Below are 21826 nucleotides of genomic sequence, written 5' to 3' on the forward strand. Positions count from 1 at the left end.
ACAATGAATAACGAACATAATCCCATAGCGCAATTAATTACTACAATTCAGCAAAAATGGATTGATGAAGTAAGCCCACATGATCATATCAAATTGGTTCGATGGTTAATAAAACCTGATCAAGCCAGATTGTATGAAGGCTTCTTACGTTTAGAATCTACTCCTAACGGAGGGTTGCCAGATGTTCCGATAGTACTACTTACTGCTTTCGAAAATAAAGAAACACATAGTAGAAAATTAATTCAAGATTGGATTGATACGTTCAAAAAAGACGAAAAACTACAACAAGATTTAGATGCAAGAAATCTGAAATTTGATTGGGATGTTTTAGAATTCGAAACAAAACTTGAAAATGAAAACACCGATTGCGATGTATTGTTATTAGAAATGCTCAGTACGTTTCAGAAAGCGATGCCGAATCCTCAACTTCCGTTAGCATTATCTCTGTATCCCTATTCTGTTGAAGAAACTAAAGAGTACGGAAAGTGGATTGATACACTTATACAGTTAGGGCTCCCCGATAAAGTACGACTTATGTTTTTCGATTATGTAGAAGAACGATACTTTGATCAGCTTATAAAAAAACACAGTGATGTATCGACCTCACTTGCTGTTCCTTTAGATCTACAAGGAGCTATTAACAAAATAGCTTCTGCAGGAGATCCTAATGATCCTGAAGTACAATTTAGACAATGTATGATCGAAATGTCTAAAAGTGTAACCAAAAAGAATTTACAAAGACTTCATACTTGGGGAAAAAAAGGATTAACAGTTACTCAGAAATCTGGTAGCAAATCTGCCTTTGCCACAGCACACGTAATTTATGCTGGGATGCTTTTTAGTTTTAAAGAACACCGAACTATAGAAGAACTACTGCAAAAAGGGCTGGCTATTGCCAAACAAGGATTATCTGGAGGAGATGAAACCTGTAAACCTATTATTGTACAGAATTATGGATATCAAGCCAGTTGCAAACAATTACAAAAACAAAAAGACACAGCTGCAGATCTATTTTGCAAACAAGCAGATATTTCAATTGAATACGGTTTCGGACCACAAGCATTAACTGCGTGGTGGTTAGGATATAATGTAATAAAGAAAAGAGACAAAAAAAGATATATAGATATTGTTACTAAAGGATATCAATATGGTGTTTCACTAGCACCAGAAATGATAAAATCAACCTGTATGGCGTATATCGCTGCAGATTATTACAATATCGCTGAAAATAATAGAGATATATACGAATGTGAAGCTATAGACATCTTTATGAAAGAAATTGAAGGAGAAGAATGGCGAAAAAACGTAGAAGCACATCGTAAAGAAATGGAAAAAAAGAGTCTTTCAATTTTAAACTGGTTCTAGATATGTTATTAGCAAGTAAACATTTTACCCCTGTTATCGGAATTGATATACATATTGTGATCATTCCTCCTGGAGTTCCTGTACCAATTCCTCATCCATATATCGGTATGGTAGTGGATCCTATGGATTATGTTCCCATAATTGGTTCTACGGTAAATGTAAACTGTGTTCCCAAAGGAAATAGTGGCACTGCTGGTATGATTGGCACTGTGATTCATATTCCTATGGGTGGACCTTTTGCTATGGCTCCTATGATAGGGCATGATTCTATGAACTTTTTTGGAAGTACAAAAGTAAGTGCAGAGGATGCATACTTTACTCCTGCCGGATATATGACCATGACCTGTAATGATATTGGAATGCCTTTATCATTAACTCCTGGTAAAAAAATGAAGCCTATACCAAGCTTATATCTACCTTCATCTATGAGTGTTCCCTTACCTATGGGAAAACCAGTAAATGTAGGTGGCCCTTATGCTCCTGATTTATTAGGAATGCTTATGGCACTAGTAATGTCTTATGGTTTTGGGGCATTGATGAAAGGTGCTGGAAAAGGACTAACAAAACTAAATCATAAAGTATTAAAAAAATTCCCTGCTACGGAAGGCCTTAGTAAAAAGATGTGTAAAATGGGATTTGAACCTGTAGATCTGATTACGGGTCGCATGGTTTATGAAGGAGAAGACTTTAGCATTGCAGGACAAATACCTATACGTTGGGAACGTAATTGGTACTCAGATTCTGGATATGAAGGGATGATGGGACACGGAATGCATTGTAACTATGATCTTGCGCTACATATCGATTATGATGAAGACGCTATAGTGATGCGATTGCCCGACGGAAGGATAACTTCTTTTCCTTTACTAGTGGCTGAGAATGAATCGTCGTATAATAGAACAGAAAAACTAACGCTTACCTGTATTGATGGAACTACCTATGAAGTTGTAGATCATCAATCTCGGGAAACTTATACATATACTAAATACACAGATACACTATATAAACCAACTAGCCTAAGAAACCCTGAAGGTTTTATAATTCAATTCATCTATAATGCTGTATATCAATTGGAACAAATCGTAGATACCGCAGGAAGAAAAATTGACTTAGAGTTAGATGAAGAAAATAGAGTTACCAAAGTTACAGCCACACATCAAGAGGAAACTAGAACCTTAGTAAGATATGCCTATAATGAAGATGGTGATCTTATTAAGATCATTGATGCATTAGACCAGGAAACAGTAATGGAGTACGAAAACCACCTGATGATCAAAAAAACAGATCGTAACGGACAAGCTTTCTACTGGAAGTATGATGGGAAAACTACTGGTGCTAAATGTATTGAGACTTGGGGAGATCAAGGGATTCTTTCTGGAACAATTGAATATAACAAAGGGTATAATTTAGTAACCAATTCATTGGATCAAGAAAGCATCTATTACTTTAATAATCTAAACCTATGTACTCAGGTCACAGACCCTATGGGTGACACTATATTCCACGAATATACTCCTTATATGGAACCTTATCGTGATATTGATGAAGAAGGAAATATTACAGGATACAGTTACGATGAACGTGGAAATTTAACTGGCTTACACCAACCAGATGGTTCTGTTATTGGTTTTGTTTATGACGAAAAGGATAGACTTGTCCTTACCAAAGACCCATCAGGAGGTTCCGTAGTGAAAACTTTTGATAATGATCGTCTACACGCTGTTATTGGATTAGACGGAGGTGTTACCTCTTTTGAATATAATGACCAAGGACTTATAAGTGAAGTAAGAGACAATGCAGGAAACAGAACACTACTGGATTATGATGAAGATCATAATCTGCATAAACTTACATTACCTAATGGAGCGAAATCTAGTTGGGAATATGATCCTTGGGGAAGATGTCTACATACCAGAAACTCAGAAGATCATCAACAGCAATTCTTTTATGATGAACTAGATCGTATTTATCAAATACGCCAAGCCGATGCCAATATCATTAAGCTAAAATATAATGCATATGATGAGGTCATCCAGACTGTGGATCAAAAGAAACGTGAAGTTAATTTTGATTATACTCCGTTAGGAAACCTTAAAATGCGCGAAGAGAATAGTAGAAAAGTCTACTTTAAATACGATACAGAGGAGCAACTAAATACGATTACTAACGAACATAATGAGTTTTATCGCTTCTCCAGAAATGAAAAAGGGGAAATCATTCGAGAAATTGGTTTTGATGGACTCACCAGAAAGTATGATCGGGATCGCGCAGGAAAAGTATTAAAAGTAAATCGTCCTGACGATAAATTCACGGAATATGAATATGATCTAAACGGAAGAATTACTAGAGCAGAACATAGCGATGGCACTTGGGAAACCTATAGTTATGATCTTAATGGAAATCTGATCGAAGCCGTTAATGAAAACAGTCGCGTACAACTTATCAGAGATACAGCAGGTCGAATTATTGCAGAAAATCAAGATGGTCATCTGGTAGAAAGCGAGTATGATAATCTAAGTAATCGAACCAATATCACTAGTAGTCTTGGAGCTAATATCGCACTTACTAGAAATAAACTTGGGCTTATACAGGAGGTAACAGCAAATAGCTTCCCCACTTCCGAAGGGGAGATATCAGACAAGGTCGGATCAAGGAGTTGGAACGCTCAATTCTCCCATAACAGTCTTGGTATGGAAGTGGAAAGAATACTTCCTGGTGGGATCACTAATCATATCGAATATGATCATGCAGGTAGGCCCACACAACATAAAGTAACAGCGGGCAGCAGAGAAATGCGCCATCGTACCTACACCTGGAATGTAAATGATCGATTGACCAAAATGGTAGATCAATTAACGAATGGTACCGTTGCATATAACTATGACGAGTTTAATAATTTAGCAGGAGCGCGTTATGAGAATAAGCAGTTTGACTACAAGCTGCCTGATGAAGTAGGTAATTTATACAGAACCGAAGGCAAGGGAGATCGAAAATATGGAACAGGAGGACAATTATTAGAAGCCGATGGTAATAAGTTTAAATACGATGCCGAAGGAAATCTAATCACAAAAATCAGTGCCACTGGCACATTTGAATATTCTTGGTACGGCAACGGAATGCTACGATCAGTTACTGATCCAAAAAATTGCACTACTGAATTTGAATACGACGCACTTGGTCGTCGTACTGCCAAGATAAGTCACGGTAAAAGCTTCTCCCCTTCGCAAGGGGAGATGTCCGCCAATAGCGGACAGAGGGGATCAATCACCCGATGGGTCTGGGATGGTAACGTCCCACTCCATGAATGGAAATACGATCTCAATCAACGACCAGAATTGGTAGTAGATGAGTTCGGTATATTAAAAGAGAGCAAACCAGAACCTATAGAGAATTTAATCACTTGGGTATTTGATGAAGGTACGTTTAAACCTGCGGCTAAGATCACAGAAGACGACTCCTACTCTATCATTACAAACTATCTCGGTACACCGGTAGAAATGTATAATTCTAAAGGAGAAAAAACCTGGGCAGTAGAATATGATATTTACGGAAAAGTACGTAAGTTAGCTAAAGGTTCTTTGGAAGATTGTCCGTTTAGATACCAGGGACAGTATGAAGATGTAGAAACTGGACTGTGTTATAATCGATTTAGATATTATACGCCTGATGAAGGAATTTATATATCGCAGGATCCTATTGGACTTTCTGGTGGTGCAGCCCTTTACTCATATGTCCAGGATGTAAATAGTTGGGTTGATGTATTTGGTTTAACAAAAGCGCCGTCGACTGTTCCTAATTCTTCTGGAATTTATTCCCTATCTAATCCAACTACAAATCAGGCGTATGTAGGTTCTGCTTTAGATGCTAATAGTAGGATGTCAGATACTTCACATACTAAAGCTCAAGATTTACTTAATCATCCGGATACAAAAGTTGAATTTACACCGGTAGATTTAGGAGATGCGGATGAATGGAAAGATCAGAATAGAATCTTGAGGCATTATGAACAACAAGAAAAAGTAAGACTTGAAAACGAAGGTTTTGAGATGACAAATTCTAATAACCCTGAGGCTGCCAAGAAAAATGCTAGAAATAAAGGTATCGTAAAAGACAAAGGAGCTTCTAAAGGAAAGCGAATTAAATGTAACTAATAATATATGCAAACACTTTATAACAGATTAAAGAGTGAATTTTTAAAACATCGACAAAACAAATGGTCTTTTTCTTTGGAAGATGATGAACGAGAAGAAAATGGAGTTATTTATAGAAATTTTAATAACCCTCCTCAGAAAGAAGATTACTCAAAAATAGAATCAATAGGTTTTTTAGTTTATGAGCATGAATTAGAAGAATTAAACAATATACCAGATTATGTAATTCATATGCATAATCTCAAAGTAATAAGTTTACCTATAGATTGGTTAGATTCACTGAAAATGCCTGATAATATTAAGGCTATTGTTCTAATGAACACCTTATATCAAAAAGATGTATATAAATGGGATAAAAAACTGGACAATTTGGAATATTTGAAAATACCTGAGTTAATAAAACCATTTGAAATAAACTTTAAAAACACTCCAAATCTTGAATGGATTAACCTTGATTTAAAAGCTGAAAAAAAAGATACAAAATTAACGGAATTAGCACAAATTAACACTTTAAAACATCTAGGATTTTCACAAGCTAAAAGTTTTGATGTATTTTCTCCTTTTGCAAATCATAATATTGAAGGCTTAGAATTATTTGCCTGCAAAGGCAAAAAATTTCCAATTCAAAACATCGTTCTTCTAAAAGATTTAAAATACATTAGAATTAATAATATATCTGTTCCTTTTGATTGCGATTGGTTATTAGAATTACCAAATCTTATTGAAATAGACATTCTTAATATTAAAGAAGTAATTAATATTGATAAAATTCTTTCTATCCAAAAATTAAAAAGTCTTTCTGTTTTGAACTGCAAAAACCCCTTTCAAGAAATTGGAAAAGAAATTTTCTCAAAAAAAGAGTACGATGTATTAAAAATTCAGAACGCTTAATGAAATAATAAACCCTCTGAAATTTATAACTTCATTATAGTTAGATGTACGCTTCTCTATTTTAGGACCCTGCGGCCAAAATTACAGAAGACGACTCCTACTCTATCATTACGGACTATCTGGATGACGGAACGTAAATAAACAGTCCTGTGGACTGTTTTAGTGAACGTGCCAGACGGCGGGTAGGCCTGAAATGTATAATTCTAAAGGCGAAAAAACCTGGCAGGTGGAGTATGATATTTACGGAAAAGTACGTAAACTTGTAAAAGGTTCATTGAATGATTGTCCATTTAGATATCCAGGTCAGTATGAAGATATAGAAACTGGTTTGTATTATAATCGATTTAGATATTATTCTCCCGATGAAGGGGTATATATTAGTCAAGACCCTATAAAACTTAGTGGTGGTGATAACTTGTATGCATATACGAAAGATGTTAACCTATTGGTTGATCCAATGGGATTAACTCCTTTAGATCAAAAAGGGTTTTCTGTATATGGTTTATATGAAGAAGGAGCAAAAGAACCTTATTATGTTGGTATTTCTAATAATACTGATGTCCGTGAAGGACAACATATTGATTCAGGGAGAATGGGGGATACTGATACAATGCAATTACTGGATTCAAATACCGATATGACTTATGCCGAAGCCAGAGGAAAAGAGCAACATCTGATCGAAAAACATAAAACAAAAACGGGAAAAATAGGCCAAGATCTTACCGAAGATGGTTTAACTGCTAAGCAAAGAGGAAATAAAGTAAATTCGTTTGATAAAACTCGAACAGATGCCAGAGGTAAAAAGTTTAAAGCTGAATACGATAAAGCAAAAGGAAAACCTAAAGTTAAATGTAAATAATGAATAAATCAGCCAATGTAACTAGCGGAGAAATATACGCTATCCCCTTATTCTTGTCAACTGAAAAAGACACTAAGAGTTTTTCCAGAAATAAATTTGAAGACAAAGGTAAAGAGTTTGTTTTTTGCAGGGTGATTGAAGATTTTAAAGGTGGTGGGATATTGATAGAAGTCTTCGACCATGTGGGAACACTCGATGAAACTTTGTCTGATATTTTGAAATCTAATCGATTATTTTCTCCAATATCGACTTCTGGTTTAGGAATTGCTAAAAAACGATGGAAAAAAATTCACATACAAGAAAATTACGATAAGGAAAAAAATTCCAAATATTCAGAAATAACATTAGTAGCTGGAACATATGATGATTTGAGTTTATGGAAAGGAGGAACAACCGTAGGAAGTATTTCGGAAATTGAAGCAGGAAAGTACGAAAAATGGATAGTTTGGAGAGCTTCTCATCTAGAAAAACGTATAATAAAAGAACTATTTGGAGAAGTAGCTAATTAAACAACATACTTAATTTCCAATTTTCAAGTCTTTAGAATAAAGGCCTATTTCGATTTATGGCAAAACGAACAACACCTTGGAAAGAAGGTAAAGTAATAAGTATAGAAACACGTAAAGGTATATTTGTGTTAGCACAAATGCTAAAAAGCCCATATCTACGATTTTATAAAGCTTTTAGAGAAGATGAAAACTGGGGCAAAATAGACGTTAGTATTTTTGAAACGCTTTTTACAAAATCTATTACCACAAAAAGTTTTTTAAAACATAGTAATGTCTCTGTAATAAAAGATGCTATTCCTGATTTAGAAAGAGAAGATTCTAAGATTTGGATTAAGAATAAATCTGGGCATAGAAAAGTAAAAGTATGGGAAGGTAAAGAAAATGAAAAAGAGTTTTACACTCTTGGAGAAGAAGTCGGAGGAAGCTTAGTAGAAATGGATTTAGAATGGTCTCCTACACCTTCTCAACCCGTAAGAGCCCATATAAGTGGAGTTGTTGACTCTGTATTGGTAGAAAATATTCCTCTTAATAATAATGATGTCATTAACGAACATGAATTAATAGGTTTAGGTGTGTATCCATTAATGAACGAGCGTCTATATTTATGTTACAAATACGATAAAAATGTAGACCCACTGAAGGATATAATTTTTAATAGAGAAATTCCAGAGGATTACAAGATTGCTATTGAAATTATGTCAGGCGGAGGTGGTAAAGAAAATAAGGAGAAGATACTAGATACTTATTTTAGATAAAAACTTTAATTAGATCAAACATCAGATCGAATGAATCTTCGTTTTGCAAAGTCTTCTGGCTTGGAAATGGTAAAACTTAAAAAGTCACAGCTTGTTAGTTGTGGCTTTTTTATATTGCCTTTTTAGGTAAAATAGATTAATAGAAACTACCCGTATTATCACTAAAGAAACCTGCAGCCAAGGTAACAGAAGGCGCTATAATATTGTAGTAAAGGATGTTGATACTGGAGAAGTAATTGGTGTTGAAGTCAAAAATTCGCAAACGGCATCATATGGCAAAGCTCAAAAAACTTTCGATGCAAAAGTAAATAGTGGAGATCATAAAATTGTTCCCACTGGTAAAAAGGCCAGTGATGCAAGAATTAAAAAGATCGATAAAGTAACAGTAATAAGGTGTAATTAAATATGAACGAACTTTTAGAAGCCGTAAAAGATAAAGTAGGCTCTTTTCTGATAGATAAAGGATACACAAAAAGAGGTAAAAATGATTTTATCAAAAAAGAAAAACTTCATAAAAGGGAAGAAGTAATTTCTTTTTCTTCCAGAAAAGGAAGAGCTCCTCACACAGACCAAACATATATTGGTGTTACATCGGGTATCTATTATAAAGAAGTGAATTCTTTGGACAAAAAAATCATTCAAGATTTTTTAAACTCTTATCCAATAATTTCTGGATCTATTAGCCACTACAAACAAGAAGAAAGTGGTTATCTTTCAATTCCTATTTATAGTGCTTCCCAAATCGATTCTGTTGCAAATGAAATTATAGAAAATATTGAAAAGGGTGCCTTTAATCTTTTTTCCAAATATCCAGATATAGAAAGTTTAGTTAAAGGAATTGAGAATAAAGATGAATGGTTAAATGATTATCACAAACATCTAGATTTTAGAGAATCAATAAGAATAGCCACCATGTATTTATTAGCAGAAAATAAAGATGCTGCAATAAAATGGTTTAAAGAAAATGCTTCAGATTCCGAAAAAACTAAGCCCGAAATTCTAGAAAAAATGGAGGCTAATTGGTAGAACTCTATTAGAATACTAAATAAGCTTTCTAAACCATTTCCTTTAATCTAAGAAACGCTATCCAAGTAGATGAAACAGAAAAGTATTATTTTTAGAGTTAAATTTAATAACGATGCTTTCCTCTAACAGTAAACCTTATCTCCAAGCATACAACACAAAACAAGGTAAAAGTATTCCATTATTAATAATGCAAAAATTAATACAATGGATTACAGCTACTTATCAAACAACTCCGCTTAACATCGTATATGAAACACCTATTGAATACAGAGGAAGGTCACCAAGGTTAACTGTAATCTTTGAGCATCCAGAAGATCAAAAAGTTTTGCTTAACAAAAATGGTTTCACAGAAAATCAAAGCCAAAAAAAATCCATACTAAAAAAGTTCATTTCACTAGTTAATGAACTAAATCTTCAAAATAAATATGACACAAAATCTCTATTTGTAGTGTATGATAATTTTTCAGATTCTTTTAAGAGCATTTATTTAAGTAAAACAATCCATAAAGAAAAAGGAGAACATATCATTAGAGATAAATTTCCAGAAACGAATTTATTTCAATTTATAACCTATAATTATTGCCTTATTTTATTTTTAGAAACCGAGAACGATGTACAGAAATTAAAGAAAAATGGAGTGGCCAATGAAATTAAAAAAACAGTTTATAATTTAATCAGGAAACATGATTCTTTTAATTATATCTCCTATGAAGACTTTCCTATATATTTTGATAGTAAACAAAATTTAGATGAAAAGTATGGAGGAAGTATGAGGGCATATTTTGATTAACAAAGTATCATTTCCAATTCTAATATCGATGTAGTATATTAGATTTCTAATTAACCAACAATGAAACATCTTAAAAACTTTCACCTATCCATTCTATTTCTTTGTTTCTCATTTTGTGTGATTGCACAGGATGATACTTCGGGATATATAGAAACAGAAGCAGTTATTAAAGAAATTAATTTTAAAGTCAGATCACGTAGATCTTCTGCAACTGCTACTGTAAATTACAAAACACTAGAGGGTGATAGTCTTACCAGTACGGTAAAACTAATGCACATTCCTTTTATAGGAGCTCTGGACAAGGAAGGTGATAGAATCAAAATACTATATAACAAAGAAACTCCTCTCCTACTTACTACCAAAAGTACTTCTTTTTGGCAGTCATATGGTTTGTATCTCCTTATTGGATTTGGTATTATCATCTTGCTGTATAGATTCATAAACAGATCAAAAAAATAAAGCCATAGCTCAAATTTGTTGAAATAATTCCTTATCAACTAAAGAAGTGGCCCATATTTTTTATACTAGAAATCAGCATTTCTTTATATAAATCATTTTTGTAACTTTAAGAATAGAATTACCTACTAGATTTATGGCATTTACAGCAGACGAATTTGAATTCCTTACAGAGAAAACTTTGCTATTTCTTATCATATTGGATGATAAAGGAAACATCTGTAGAGTCAATAAACGATGTGAAATACTTTTCTCATTACCAACTGACAAGATCATTGGAAAATCGATATATACATTTTTACTTGATGAAGATGAATCAGAATTTAAAGAGGCCATTTCTCAACTTTCTAAAAATAATGAACAACTTAGTAAAACCTTTGGATTCGCCACCTTAGTTTCTGACGCAATTTTATATTTAAAATTTGATCTTGTCTATCACAACAACAAAATCTATGCTTCAGGAATAGATGTTACTGAAGAAAATGAGGAACACAATTTCCTAAAGACCTTATCTAGATTAACCAAAACCGGAGCTTGGCATTTTGACCCAATCAATGACAAACTATACTTCTCTAAAGAGTGTTATCGTCTCCATGATCTGGAGTCAGGTACTCACATCACAATCGAACAGGCATTGCTTTATTATCCTGAAGAATCCAGAGAACGTATAAAAAATTACTGGGATAATCTCACTGACTCAGGAATATCATATGATTATGTAGATCGCTTAATTACTAAAAAAGGAAGAGAAAAATGGGTTCGTGTGATAGGTGAACCAGTTCTTCACGATGGCAAAGTCATTTTCGTAAACGGAAGTTTTTCGGATATTACCGATCAACAAAGCTATATAGAACAACTAAAATATAACGAGGAAACTAAAAAATTAGCACTGAAAGGTATTCGATCTGGACTATTCGACCATTTAATAGAAACAAACATGGTTTTTTATAGTTTAGATTTTAGGAAAATGCTAGGATTACCCCTTAATAAAGACTTTGTACCTGAAGAAACTTTCAGGACAATGATACATCCTGATGATTTAGATAAAGCTATAAAAAGACATCACGAAAACCTTAAAAAAGTTGGGTATCATTATTTTAACTACTACCGCCTTAAGCATCTTGATGGAGGATATCGTCATTATGAAGTGCACGGGTATAGAAAAAAGAACGAAAAAGGAGAAACAATCCGTATGATTGGTAATCTCATTGATATACATCAGAAAAAATTAAACGAACGAACCATTGCTGAAAATCAAAGCCGATTATTAGCAATGGTGAATAATGGTTTCGCATATACTGTATTGCTAAATACAGCCGGAGAAATCCTAATGGCAGATGAGAACTCAATAAATATAATAAAAAGAGATTTTAGTGTAGATCCTACTGTTACTCTATCTCGCTTTATAGACGTAATGCCTGTCAATTTCAGAAACACCTTTGCCCATGAATTTAATGAAGCTTTAAAAGGCCAAACAGTTAAAAAAGAAATTGAGAGAATTACACATAAAGGTTCTATACAATGGTTAGAATCAAAATATACCCCTATTAAAGATCAAGAAAATAATATTAATTCTGTTTTAGTTAGTTTTCATGATATTACTGAACAAAAATCAGCAGAACTTGCCATAAAAGAGGCACATATAAAAGAGCAAGAATTAAGCAGTTTAAAATCTAATATACTATCCAATTTTAGTCACGAGATAAGAACTCCTTTAAATGGAATTATTACGATTAGTAATCTATTATTACTTGGAGAAGAGAATCCCAGTGACCGTAAAAAATTAGCAACTTATCTAGACGAAAGCAAAGAAAGACTTCTTACCACTATTAATAACCTGTCACACTATAGTGAAATAGAAACTATCCAAAAAAATCTCAATTACTTAGAAGCAGATATTAATTACACGGTAGAGACTTCATATCGAGAATATCGTCATTTTGCAAATTCCAAAAATTTAGAATACATTTTAGAACTGGATGAAAGGTGTCCTTCTGCTATTATTGATGTAGACATTTTTCATACAGCAATAAACAATATTATTCATAATGCTATTAAGTATACCAACAAAGGTAAAGTGGTTGTTAACGTAAAAGCAAAGAAAAATAGCATTCGCATTTCTATAAAGGATTCAGGAATCGGAATTGGAAAAGATAATCTAAAGAAAATATTTGATCCTTTTATACAAGAAAGTATTGGACTGAGTCGCAAATATGAAGGTACCGGAATCGGTTTAAGCCTATCTAAAAGATATATTGAAATCCTTGGAGGAAAAATTAAAGTTATTAGTAAATTGGAAAAAGGAACAAAGTTTATCATTACAATTCCAAAAAACATATGAATATACTTTACGTAGAAGATAATAAGATAAACGCCATGGTCATGAATAAGATGCTATCTAAAAAAGTGTCTAATTTTATGATTGCAGAAAATGGTCCAACCGCTTTAAAAATAGTTAAAGAATCATCTCTTGATTTAATTTTGGTAGATATTAATCTTGGATTAAACCAAATGGATGGGTGTGAATTATTAAAACGTCTTAAGAAACTAGACATGTTAAAAAACATACCTATATATGCTGTAACGGCATACGCAATGCCAGGTGATGCTCAGAAATTTATTAAAATCGGATTTGATAAATACTTTTCGAAGCCAGTCAATTTCGAGAAACTATTATCTGCTATTTCTAATGTAGCATCACGAATGAATTAAAAAAAGCGAGCGTTAATAAATAAACACTCGCTTTACTATATAAATATTATTTACTTATACTACTTACTGTTGTTCATAATCAGAATCCCAGTCGGTTCCATCATCTCCTTTTTGACCATCCATCTTAATCATAAAGTTTTTTGCCGGGAAATAAGGTTTCATGTGTATATCAAGATATACTCTATCCTTTTGATTTGGATCTTGCTCAAAACGTTTAATAGAAAAATCTTCAATTAATTGATCCGGACCAGTAATTTCATCCAGAAACTTAACAATTTGTCCCATCAGTTCTTTACGAGTTCTAGCATTAAAGTTCTCAAATGCTCTTCTATTCAGGAAGTCCATAAGTACTTTGGTAACATAATCAAATACCCTAACTACAGAATACGTTTGTAATCCCAGGTTATCTCCATTAAATAGTGTCTTCGCAGAAAAAGCCATAACTTTTCCATACTCATTAACCATTGGTACTAATCCAAGTTTTTCCAGCTGAGCGATTTCACTTTTCTTTAGATCAAATCGAACTCCATCAACTTCGTTAATTCCACCATGTTTCTTACCAGCAGCAACCTGAGACATTAATGTTCTATACACCTGTCCAGCCAATGCACTTGATGGTGGTACAAAAAGATCATCTTCTTCTCCAACTTCATCATGTTTTCCTCTTCCTACTAACCAGTTACAAGCCATCATAACATTGGATCTATATTTATCACCTCCTGTAAGATTAGCAGCTTCAAACATCTCCATAACATCATCCGGCTCATCAAGATGTTCAAAATCAGTAATCATCATTACTTTATTTTCATGAGCTATTTTAGCCCATTTTTCTACTACTTTGTTAGAACCAAGGTATCCTGGTATTACTAAAATACCGTAATTATCTCTTAAATCCAGACGATCATACCCTTGTACCAGTTCTTCTTGAACAGCATCAATGAATCTAGTATTATCCAGATCCTTTAATTGCTCAAGTTCAGCATTCATAATATTAATATTCTTAACTTTTTGAGACTCCGTATTCTTAAAGAATAATGCCACTGATCTATAAGACTGCTCCAATTCTCTGGTTTGCTCCAGTGCAGCTCCTAAGTTTTTTTCTAAAGATTTACCAGCGATTTCTGAACGCTTTTCAGATTCTTCAACCATTTCCGAAATGTCATCAGAAGATGATAAAACATCTCTCCAAATCTCTAGTGTCTTTTGAAGTTTAGCTCTTTCTAATTTTTTAGTTGATTCTGTAAGAAAAATCTTTTTACGTGCTTTACGATCAGGATTCATGTTCTGAACGTCATCTATACACGCTTCTAAAAGATCAAAACCACCATATTTGGCTAATTTTTCTTCATTTATTTTTAACTCCTTTGCTGGATTCTCTATTTTAATACTCTCTTGAGCTTGTTTTCCTGCTGCCATGTACTTTATGTCTTTATCTTTTAACCTTGTTGTAATTCTGCTAATAATGATTCAATGGATCTTATTAATGCCTGTTTAGCATCTGGGTCTGCCAAAGCAGTTTTTAAAATCTTATTTGATTTAAGTTGTTTTACCACTTTAAGATACTGATCTTTTTCTGTATCTAGATCATTTAAAAACTTACTCTGATTAATAATTCCCTTTTTTCCAAAATTACCTAAATGGCTAAATTTCAATGTTTCTTTACTCTCTACTCCATCAGCATCTTCGAATTCCACTTCTACTTCAGGCTTATAATTTTCAAATACGTGATCAATAGATGTCAAACCGTTTACTATCTGTGGTTTAATAGGTTGATCCTGTGTTAATTTCTGAACAAGAAGTGTTTTATTTTGTCCGATTTCCAATATAGCTTCACTAGCATCGGTTTTAACCTCTGTTCCTCCTAATCCATATGTGTTATTGCTCATACTTTCTTATCTTAATAATGATTGTGAATTATAAATATACTAATTTTATCGCAGGATACGGTCTTTATTCGTACGACCACTGCATTTTTTCATCTTTTACATCAAGACTTACCTTGCTACCCTTACCTATCTTTCCGGTAATCAGCATTTTAGACAACGGTCCTCTTAGATCAGTTCTAATAACTCCACGTAAAGGTCTTGCTCCATATTTGGGGGTAAATCCCTTATACGCAAGATATTCCTGAGCTCCTTCGGTCAACTCTAAAGTTACCTCTTGCTTGTTTAATGCTTTGTGTAAATCTTTTAATTGAATATTAAAAATCTTTATAACATTGTCCTTTGTAATCGGTGCAAACGGAACAATCTCTGTTAATCTACCTAAAAACTCTGGTCTAAAATGTCTCCCCATGAGTTCCAAAAGATCCGAGGACTTTGGTATTTCACCATCTGCAAATGATTTTACAACATGTTCACTACCGATATTGGAAGTAAATAAAATTACAGCATTTGAGAAATCTCCTGTTTTTCCTAGCCTATCGTTTAGTTTTCCTTCATCTAAAATCTGAAGAAAAATATCAAACACCGAAGGATGTGCTTTTTCTATCTCATCAAAAAGCACAATTGAATATGGCTTTTGTCTTATTTTATTAACCAATAAACCTCCTTCTTCATAACCAACATATCCAGGGGGTGCTCCATATAACAGAGCCGCAGAATGTTCTTCTTTAAACTCTGACATATCAAACCTAATAATGGCATCTTCGGTCTGAAACAAGAACTCAGCTAAAGATTTTGCTAACTCTGTTTTACCAGTACCAGTTGGCCCCGTAAAAAAGAAAGACCCTGTAGGCAAACCTGGTTTACTTAAACCTGATCTAGATTCTAATACTGCTTCAGAAATTGTCTTAATCGCATGATCCTGTCCAATCACTCTCTTTTTAAGATGATCTTCCATATTCAATAATCTTTCCTTTTCATCAGCCTGAAGTTTTCCTACTGGAATCCCTGTCTTATTAGCAATAGTAGCAGAAACATCATTTTTATCAATGAAGATTTTCTCTTCAGAAGCTTTCTTAAAAAAGTGATCTAAAATTGTTACTAATTTGGTTTTGTAATTATCAAATGTTTCTGACCCCAAAACCATTTCTTCTTCACTAAGTTCAGTAAACAAAAGATAACTGAATTTACTTTTAAGATTATTATATATCCAACTTACTGAACTAACTTTTTCTGATTCTTCCGACTCCTTTTCTCCTATTTCTTTTACTTCTTTTAATAATGCTTCAACATTATTAGCCGTTGTTTCTATCATATATCTAGAAGCGGACATAGTCCTATCTAGTAAGTCAATAGCTGCATCAGGGAGACTTCTATCTTTATTAAAACGTTTAGAAAGTCTTATTGCCTCTGCAATTGTTTCATCAATGACATCTAGGCTATGATGATTTTTATATTTATCAATAGTATTAGAAATCATTGTAAGCGTATCTTCTTCTGAAGGTTCATCTAAAGAAACAATCTCGAATCTTCTTGTAAGTCCTTCATCAGTTTCTACGTGTTTGCGATATGCATCATTGGTAGCAGTAGCTATAAAAGTTACTTCTCCTTTCGCTAGCTCAGATTTTAAAATATTTACTAATCCTTGATTACCACTATTTTTATCAGTAAGATTATTTATTTCATCGATTAGCAAAACGGGTTTATCAAACTCTTTTAATGCTACTAAAATCTTTTTAAACCGATCTTCTACTTCACTTTTATAACTTGCACCTGAAACAAGGTTTATAAAATCTAATTCGTAGATCTGAGCATCTTTTAATGATTCTGGTACATTACCATTAACTACAGCTTCAGAAAAACCATCCAACAGAACCGTTTTTCCGACACCTGGTTCTCCAGTAATCAGAACATTCGGTTTAGAATGCCTTCCTAATATCTCAGTGATCATCTTTATTTCTCCATCTCTACCAAAAACATCATCTAACTGTTTGTTTTTAGCAGCAAAAGTTTTATCAAAACAATATTCATCCAAAATTCCAGCATCACTTTTCTGCCCTGTAACACCTGTTGTTCCACTCTTAGTAGCACCAGTTTTTCCAGTCACTGTTTTGCCTTGTGTAGCGGCAATTAAAACCTCGTCAGCTTTAAGAGGTAGTGTTTTAAGCTGTTCGTAAGAAAACCCAACTCCTGGTGTACATAGAGCTATTAGTACAGCTTTTGGTGTAATTTCATCTTCTCCTAATTTAAGTTTTAACGTATCCGCTTCATTAAATACTGCTTCAACAGACTTATCTCCTTGAATTGCATCCGGAATATTAACTACCCGAGGCAAAGCCTCTATTCTTACTTCAGACCATTCTTCATAATAATAGATGTCCCCATCAATTTGGTTAAAAAAGTCCTTTAATCCTACATCTTTATGCAAAAGAGCCTTTAATAAATGAGCAGCATTATACTGATCATTATAATACTCTTTAGCAATAGATTGTGCTATATGAATAGCATTATTCACTTTTGGTGATAATGTATAGTCTAATATTTGCATGAAGTTGGTTTTTCGTAAAGTAAATAAATAACCTAATAATTAGCAAAAAAATATAGGTCAGCTCGAAATAAAACTTGATTTTTTTCGATATCCCCTAGGTTTTCATCTAATTGTTGCATAAAATATACTTTCCGAAATCAAAAGTATATCATTTTTTCTAATCCATTTACCTCGTTTTTAGGTAAAACACCACCCCCTGTTTTCAGGTAGTTTTAAATAAAATGTATATGATTTATTTTATTTCTGATGAAATCTGAAAACCCGACAACATTAATTGTCGTTACAAAACATCAAAAAATAATTAATCCGTCTACCCTATCGAATCTGAGAAAATCTAATTCCGAGTTGTTTTTCCAGATCTCTAATCACTTTTAATTCTTGCTTAACTATTAATGCTAATGATAACCCAGTTTTTCCAGCTCTTGCGGTTCTACCACTTCGATGCGTATAATACTCTATTTGATCTGGTAATTGATAATGAACTACAAATGCTAAATCGGCTACGTCAATCCCTCTTGCGGCTACATCCGTAGAAACTAATAACCCGAGAGAACCTTTTTTGAAGGCACGCATCACCTTATCTCTGTCTTTTTGAGTCATATCACCCTCTAGTAAACCTACATCATGATTTTTTGCAATAAGCTGCTTAGACAATTTGCGTGCTGCAGCTTTAGTTTTAGTAAAAATGATACCTCTTTGATTTTTTTGAGATTTAAGAAAATAAGTTAATGTATCTAATTTATTTGCTTCTTCACCAACAACGAATTGATGTTCAATCCCCTTATTAACTGCATCGTTTTTATCTACAGACACTCGTACAGCATTTTTATCTACATAAGAATTAATAATTTCATTGAGAGCAGATGGTATAGTAGCAGAAAACAGCCAAACATTTCTTCGACCTTTAGTTTTGCTTAAAATTGTGGTGAGATCTTTTTTAAACCCCATACTCAACATCTCATCAGCTTCATCCATCACAATAGTCTTGATCTTAGAGATATCTACTGCTTTTCTTTCCATTAGATCAATAAGTCTGCCTGGAGTTGCTACAATTATGTGAGTAGGTCTTTTTAACCTCGAAAGTTGTATTTCGATCTTTTCTCCACCGTAAACAGATTCTGTAAAAATTTTATCGGTATACTTAGTGAACTTAAAAAGTTGTTTCGCAATTTGTTGTCCCAGTTCTCTAGTGGGAGCCAAAACTAAGGCTTGAACTTCTTTCTTTGTAGGATCAATAGCTGTTAATAAAGGAATACCAAAAGCTGCTGTTTTCCCTGTACCTGTCTGAGCTTTACCAATAAAATCTATTTGATTATTGATCAGAACAGGTAATGTTTGTTCTTGAATTTTGGTAGGGATCGTAATCCCCATTTCTTTTAGACCTTTATTTAGATCTTTAGGAACACCTAATTCTGAAAATTTCATCCTTATTTTGTTTTAGGGTACAAAAATAGATGAATATATTCATTGCCCAACTAAATAGGTAAATACATCATAGAAAATATAAGGGTATTAACATGATATTTTCATGAAATAATCAAATAATTGTTTTTTTAAGGTTAGTCCTCTTTTATGAAAGTGAGACTTATCCATACAGAAACCTCCTGAACAATTAAAGTCAGATCCTTCGTCAGACGAAATGATATCAATAAGTGAAATACTCTCAGAATGTATATGACAGATTTGTTCCGGAGTATGTTCAGAATGGTTATGGGAATCGTGAGAGTCTAATTCAAAATTTGAAATGTAAGAAAAAACGTTCTTTTTATTAAAACCGTCCATTTCAAAATTTGTTGATATATCTAAAATTGTTACTTGATTATCAAACAGGGCTTTAACTTCCTTAACATCTTCTTTCTGAGCTTTTAATAAAGGGGATACTAATAAAAAAACTAATAATAAAGTGGGGTGTAGTTGTTTAGTCATATGTATTTTTTTGGCTTGTTAATACAAATTCAAAGTAAGCCTGTTTTTAAATAAATCTTCGGAAATTTAAGCCGTATTATTTAAAATCATCGGCAAAATACACATAAATAGGTTTAAGTGCAATATATTTTAAAACTTTAACACTATTTACGACTGATTATAGCTACAAAACGAAATATTAATTTTTATTTCAAGTAAAAACCTAACTAAAATAAGGTTGCACCATCGGATGAATGGTTGGGTAAATTAAGACTTGTTCCTAATTCCTTATTCAGCAATTCAATAAAATATTTAGACAATAGCGGAGATTCTTGTTCAATATTCTGATGTACAAAAAAATGAATATCCTCAATACCCTGTTCTTTCCAGAATTTTAATCGACTTACCCATTCGTCTAATCTCGTATAATCTGTTTCATGATTAGCACCTACATATCTTATAAAAGCTTCTTTATTAGTAAGCCTCATATGCAATAAATCTCTTCTACCTGCAGAATCCGTAATGATATTTGCTACATTATTATTTTCTAATAAATCATATAACTCATTAGCAATCGTCTCGTCATTAAACCAATCTGTATGTCTAAATTCTATTGACAAACGTAATTCTTTAGGCCATTTCTCTACAAAATTTACAACTCTATCGAAATATTTAGGAGTAAAATTACTGTGCATTTGTAAAAAAATGGTCCCTAATTTTTCTTTTAAATGGATAGCACTCGACAGGTATTGATCTACATAAGGTTGTACATCTTCGTTCAATCTTTTAAGGTGTGATATATTCTGAACCAGTTTAGGAAAAAACTTAAACCCTTCTGGTGTTTTCTCATACCATTTCTTAAATTGATCCTCCGAAAAGATTCTATAAAAAGTAGCATTCAATTCTATAGAATTAAACTGTCTGGAATAATAATATAACTCATCCTTTGTGCCTCTTGGATAAAAACCTTTTAAATCCTGTTTATTCCATTTAGCACATCCTACATATACAGACAAATTCTTTTTACTTTCTTTTTGTAAAACCTTTAAAGTATCGTCATGATCTTTCGGTAATACAAAATTTATGTTTTCAGGGTGTTCTACTTTGCCAAATTTCATAACTTTCATTTAAAAAGATTACCATAAATAGTGTAACAAAAATAAGATTCGAATGACTAACTTTACAGTAACAACAATAAAAAAAATTAACAATGAATACTTTAAAATCATTAATAGTAGGTTTAATTATAGCAATTCTGGCTCCGGCAAACGCTCAAACAGCTGATGAAATTATAGCTAATTATCTGGAAAATACCGGAGGAAAAGAAAACTGGGAAAAACTAGAAAGCGTAGAAATGGTTGGGGTTATGAAAATGCAAGGTATGGAAATTCCTTTTGAACAGGTATCTACAAAAGACGGTAAGCAATTAGTTACTATAGAACTGCAAGGAAACCGTATGATATGGTCTGCGTTTGATGGCGAAACCTCTTGGCAGAGAAACCAAATGACAATGGAAGCTGAGAAAAGTGATAGTGAAGCTACAGAAAATATGAAAAAGCAGACTAAAGATTTTCCCGATCCATTTTTAAATTACAAAGAAAAAGGATATAGTATCGAATTGGTTGGAAAAGAAACTGTTGATGGGACTGAAACTTTTAAGGTGAAAATGACCAAAGATCCAATTATAGTAGATGGTCAATCTCAACCTAACATTGTTCATTACTATTTTGATACAGAAAACTTCGTTCCAATCATTGTAGAAACGCAAATGAACCAAGGTCCGATGAAAGGACAAACCATAAAATCTTCTATTAGCGACTATCAAGAAGTAAATGGAGTTTATTTTCCGTTTACAATAGGAAGTGAGTTTCGAACTATGAACTTCAAAGAAATTAAACTCAATCCAGAAGTTGACAGTGCTAAATTTGCTTTCCCAGAAAAGAAATAAACTATCAATATATAATCAAAATCCCCAA

Annotated in this window: 18 protein-coding genes; 12 read left to right on the forward strand and 6 right to left on the reverse strand. The window is 33.0% G+C overall.

What is annotated here, in order from left to right; genetic code table 11:
* Positions 1–3: 3 nt before the first annotated feature.
* From Q0910_RS17690 to Q0910_RS17740, 11 genes are all read left to right on the forward strand, one after another.
* Complete coding sequence (locus Q0910_RS17690) at positions 4–1365, forward strand: hypothetical protein (protein WP_299219257.1); 1362 nt, start codon at positions 4–6, stop codon at positions 1363–1365.
* Positions 1366–1367: 2 nt separating this feature from the next.
* Entirely contained in the window at positions 1368–5516 is a 4149-nt protein-coding gene (locus Q0910_RS17695) for an RHS repeat-associated core domain-containing protein (protein ID WP_299219259.1), read from the forward strand.
* A 6-nt stretch (positions 5517–5522) separates the two neighbouring features.
* Positions 5523–6407 carry a hypothetical protein gene (locus Q0910_RS17700; RefSeq protein WP_299219262.1) on the forward strand — a complete coding sequence of 295 codons (885 nt, stop codon included), beginning with the start codon at positions 5523–5525 and terminating at the stop codon, positions 6405–6407.
* A gap of 193 nt (positions 6408–6600) precedes the next feature.
* The gene (locus Q0910_RS17705) at positions 6601–7266 is read left to right on the forward strand and encodes an RHS repeat-associated core domain-containing protein (protein ID WP_299219264.1); all 666 of its coding nucleotides are present in this window, start codon (positions 6601–6603) and stop codon (positions 7264–7266) included.
* Complete coding sequence (locus Q0910_RS17710; protein WP_299219266.1) at positions 7266–7775, forward strand: Imm26 family immunity protein; 510 nt, start codon at positions 7266–7268, stop codon at positions 7773–7775. The genes Q0910_RS17705 and Q0910_RS17710 overlap by 1 nt, the downstream gene beginning before the upstream one ends.
* Before the next feature lie 56 nt (positions 7776–7831).
* On the forward strand, positions 7832–8530 hold the full coding sequence (locus Q0910_RS17715) for a hypothetical protein (RefSeq protein ID WP_299219268.1): 699 nt from the start codon (positions 7832–7834) through the stop codon (positions 8528–8530).
* 405 nt (positions 8531–8935) lie between these two features.
* Positions 8936–9556 (forward strand): hypothetical protein, encoded by a 621-nt coding sequence (locus tag Q0910_RS17720; protein ID WP_299219270.1) that lies wholly within the window; start codon positions 8936–8938, stop codon positions 9554–9556.
* 187 nt (positions 9557–9743) lie between these two features.
* The gene (locus tag Q0910_RS17725) at positions 9744–10346 is read left to right on the forward strand and encodes a hypothetical protein (RefSeq protein ID WP_299219272.1); all 603 of its coding nucleotides are present in this window, start codon (positions 9744–9746) and stop codon (positions 10344–10346) included.
* Positions 10347–10406: 60 nt separating this feature from the next.
* Entirely contained in the window at positions 10407–10805 is a 399-nt protein-coding gene (locus Q0910_RS17730; RefSeq protein ID WP_299219274.1) for a hypothetical protein, read from the forward strand.
* Positions 10806–10938: 133 nt separating this feature from the next.
* Positions 10939–13143, forward strand: a complete 2205-nt coding sequence (locus tag Q0910_RS17735) for a PAS domain-containing protein (protein ID WP_299219276.1) — start codon at positions 10939–10941, stop codon at positions 13141–13143.
* Positions 13140–13514, forward strand: a complete 375-nt coding sequence (locus Q0910_RS17740; RefSeq protein WP_299219278.1) for a response regulator — start codon at positions 13140–13142, stop codon at positions 13512–13514. The genes Q0910_RS17735 and Q0910_RS17740 overlap by 4 nt, the downstream gene beginning before the upstream one ends.
* 63 nt (positions 13515–13577) lie before the next feature.
* Here Q0910_RS17740 and Q0910_RS17745 read toward each other — a convergent pair whose 3' ends face one another.
* The 6 genes from Q0910_RS17745 to Q0910_RS17770 form a co-directional block, all read right to left on the reverse strand.
* Entirely contained in the window at positions 13578–14930 is a 1353-nt protein-coding gene (locus tag Q0910_RS17745) for a DUF5458 family protein (protein ID WP_299219280.1), read from the reverse strand.
* 20 nt (positions 14931–14950) lie between these two features.
* Positions 14951–15400, reverse strand: a complete 450-nt coding sequence (locus tag Q0910_RS17750) for a hypothetical protein (protein WP_299219282.1) — start codon at positions 15398–15400, stop codon at positions 14951–14953.
* Between the two features lie 64 nt (positions 15401–15464).
* Entirely contained in the window at positions 15465–17945 is a 2481-nt protein-coding gene (locus Q0910_RS17755) for an ATP-dependent Clp protease ATP-binding subunit (protein ID WP_299219284.1), read from the reverse strand.
* A gap of 315 nt (positions 17946–18260) precedes the next feature.
* The gene (locus Q0910_RS17760; RefSeq protein WP_299219286.1) at positions 18261–19370 is read right to left on the reverse strand and encodes a DEAD/DEAH box helicase; all 1110 of its coding nucleotides are present in this window, start codon (positions 19368–19370) and stop codon (positions 18261–18263) included.
* An 87-nt stretch (positions 19371–19457) separates the two neighbouring features.
* Complete coding sequence (locus Q0910_RS17765; protein ID WP_299219288.1) at positions 19458–19871, reverse strand: hypothetical protein; 414 nt, start codon at positions 19869–19871, stop codon at positions 19458–19460.
* 206 nt (positions 19872–20077) lie between these two features.
* Positions 20078–20968, reverse strand: coding sequence for a DUF72 domain-containing protein (locus Q0910_RS17770; RefSeq protein ID WP_299219290.1), 891 nt, complete (start codon positions 20966–20968; stop codon positions 20078–20080).
* 92 nt (positions 20969–21060) lie between these two features.
* Here Q0910_RS17770 and Q0910_RS17775 point away from each other — a divergent pair, with 92 nt between their 5' ends.
* Positions 21061–21798, forward strand: coding sequence for an outer membrane lipoprotein-sorting protein (locus tag Q0910_RS17775; protein ID WP_299219292.1), 738 nt, complete (start codon positions 21061–21063; stop codon positions 21796–21798).
* Positions 21799–21826: the final 28 nt, after the last annotated feature.

The sequence above is a fragment of the uncultured Aquimarina sp. genome (assembly GCF_947495315.1).
Lineage (GTDB): Bacteria > Bacteroidota > Bacteroidia > Flavobacteriales > Flavobacteriaceae > Aquimarina.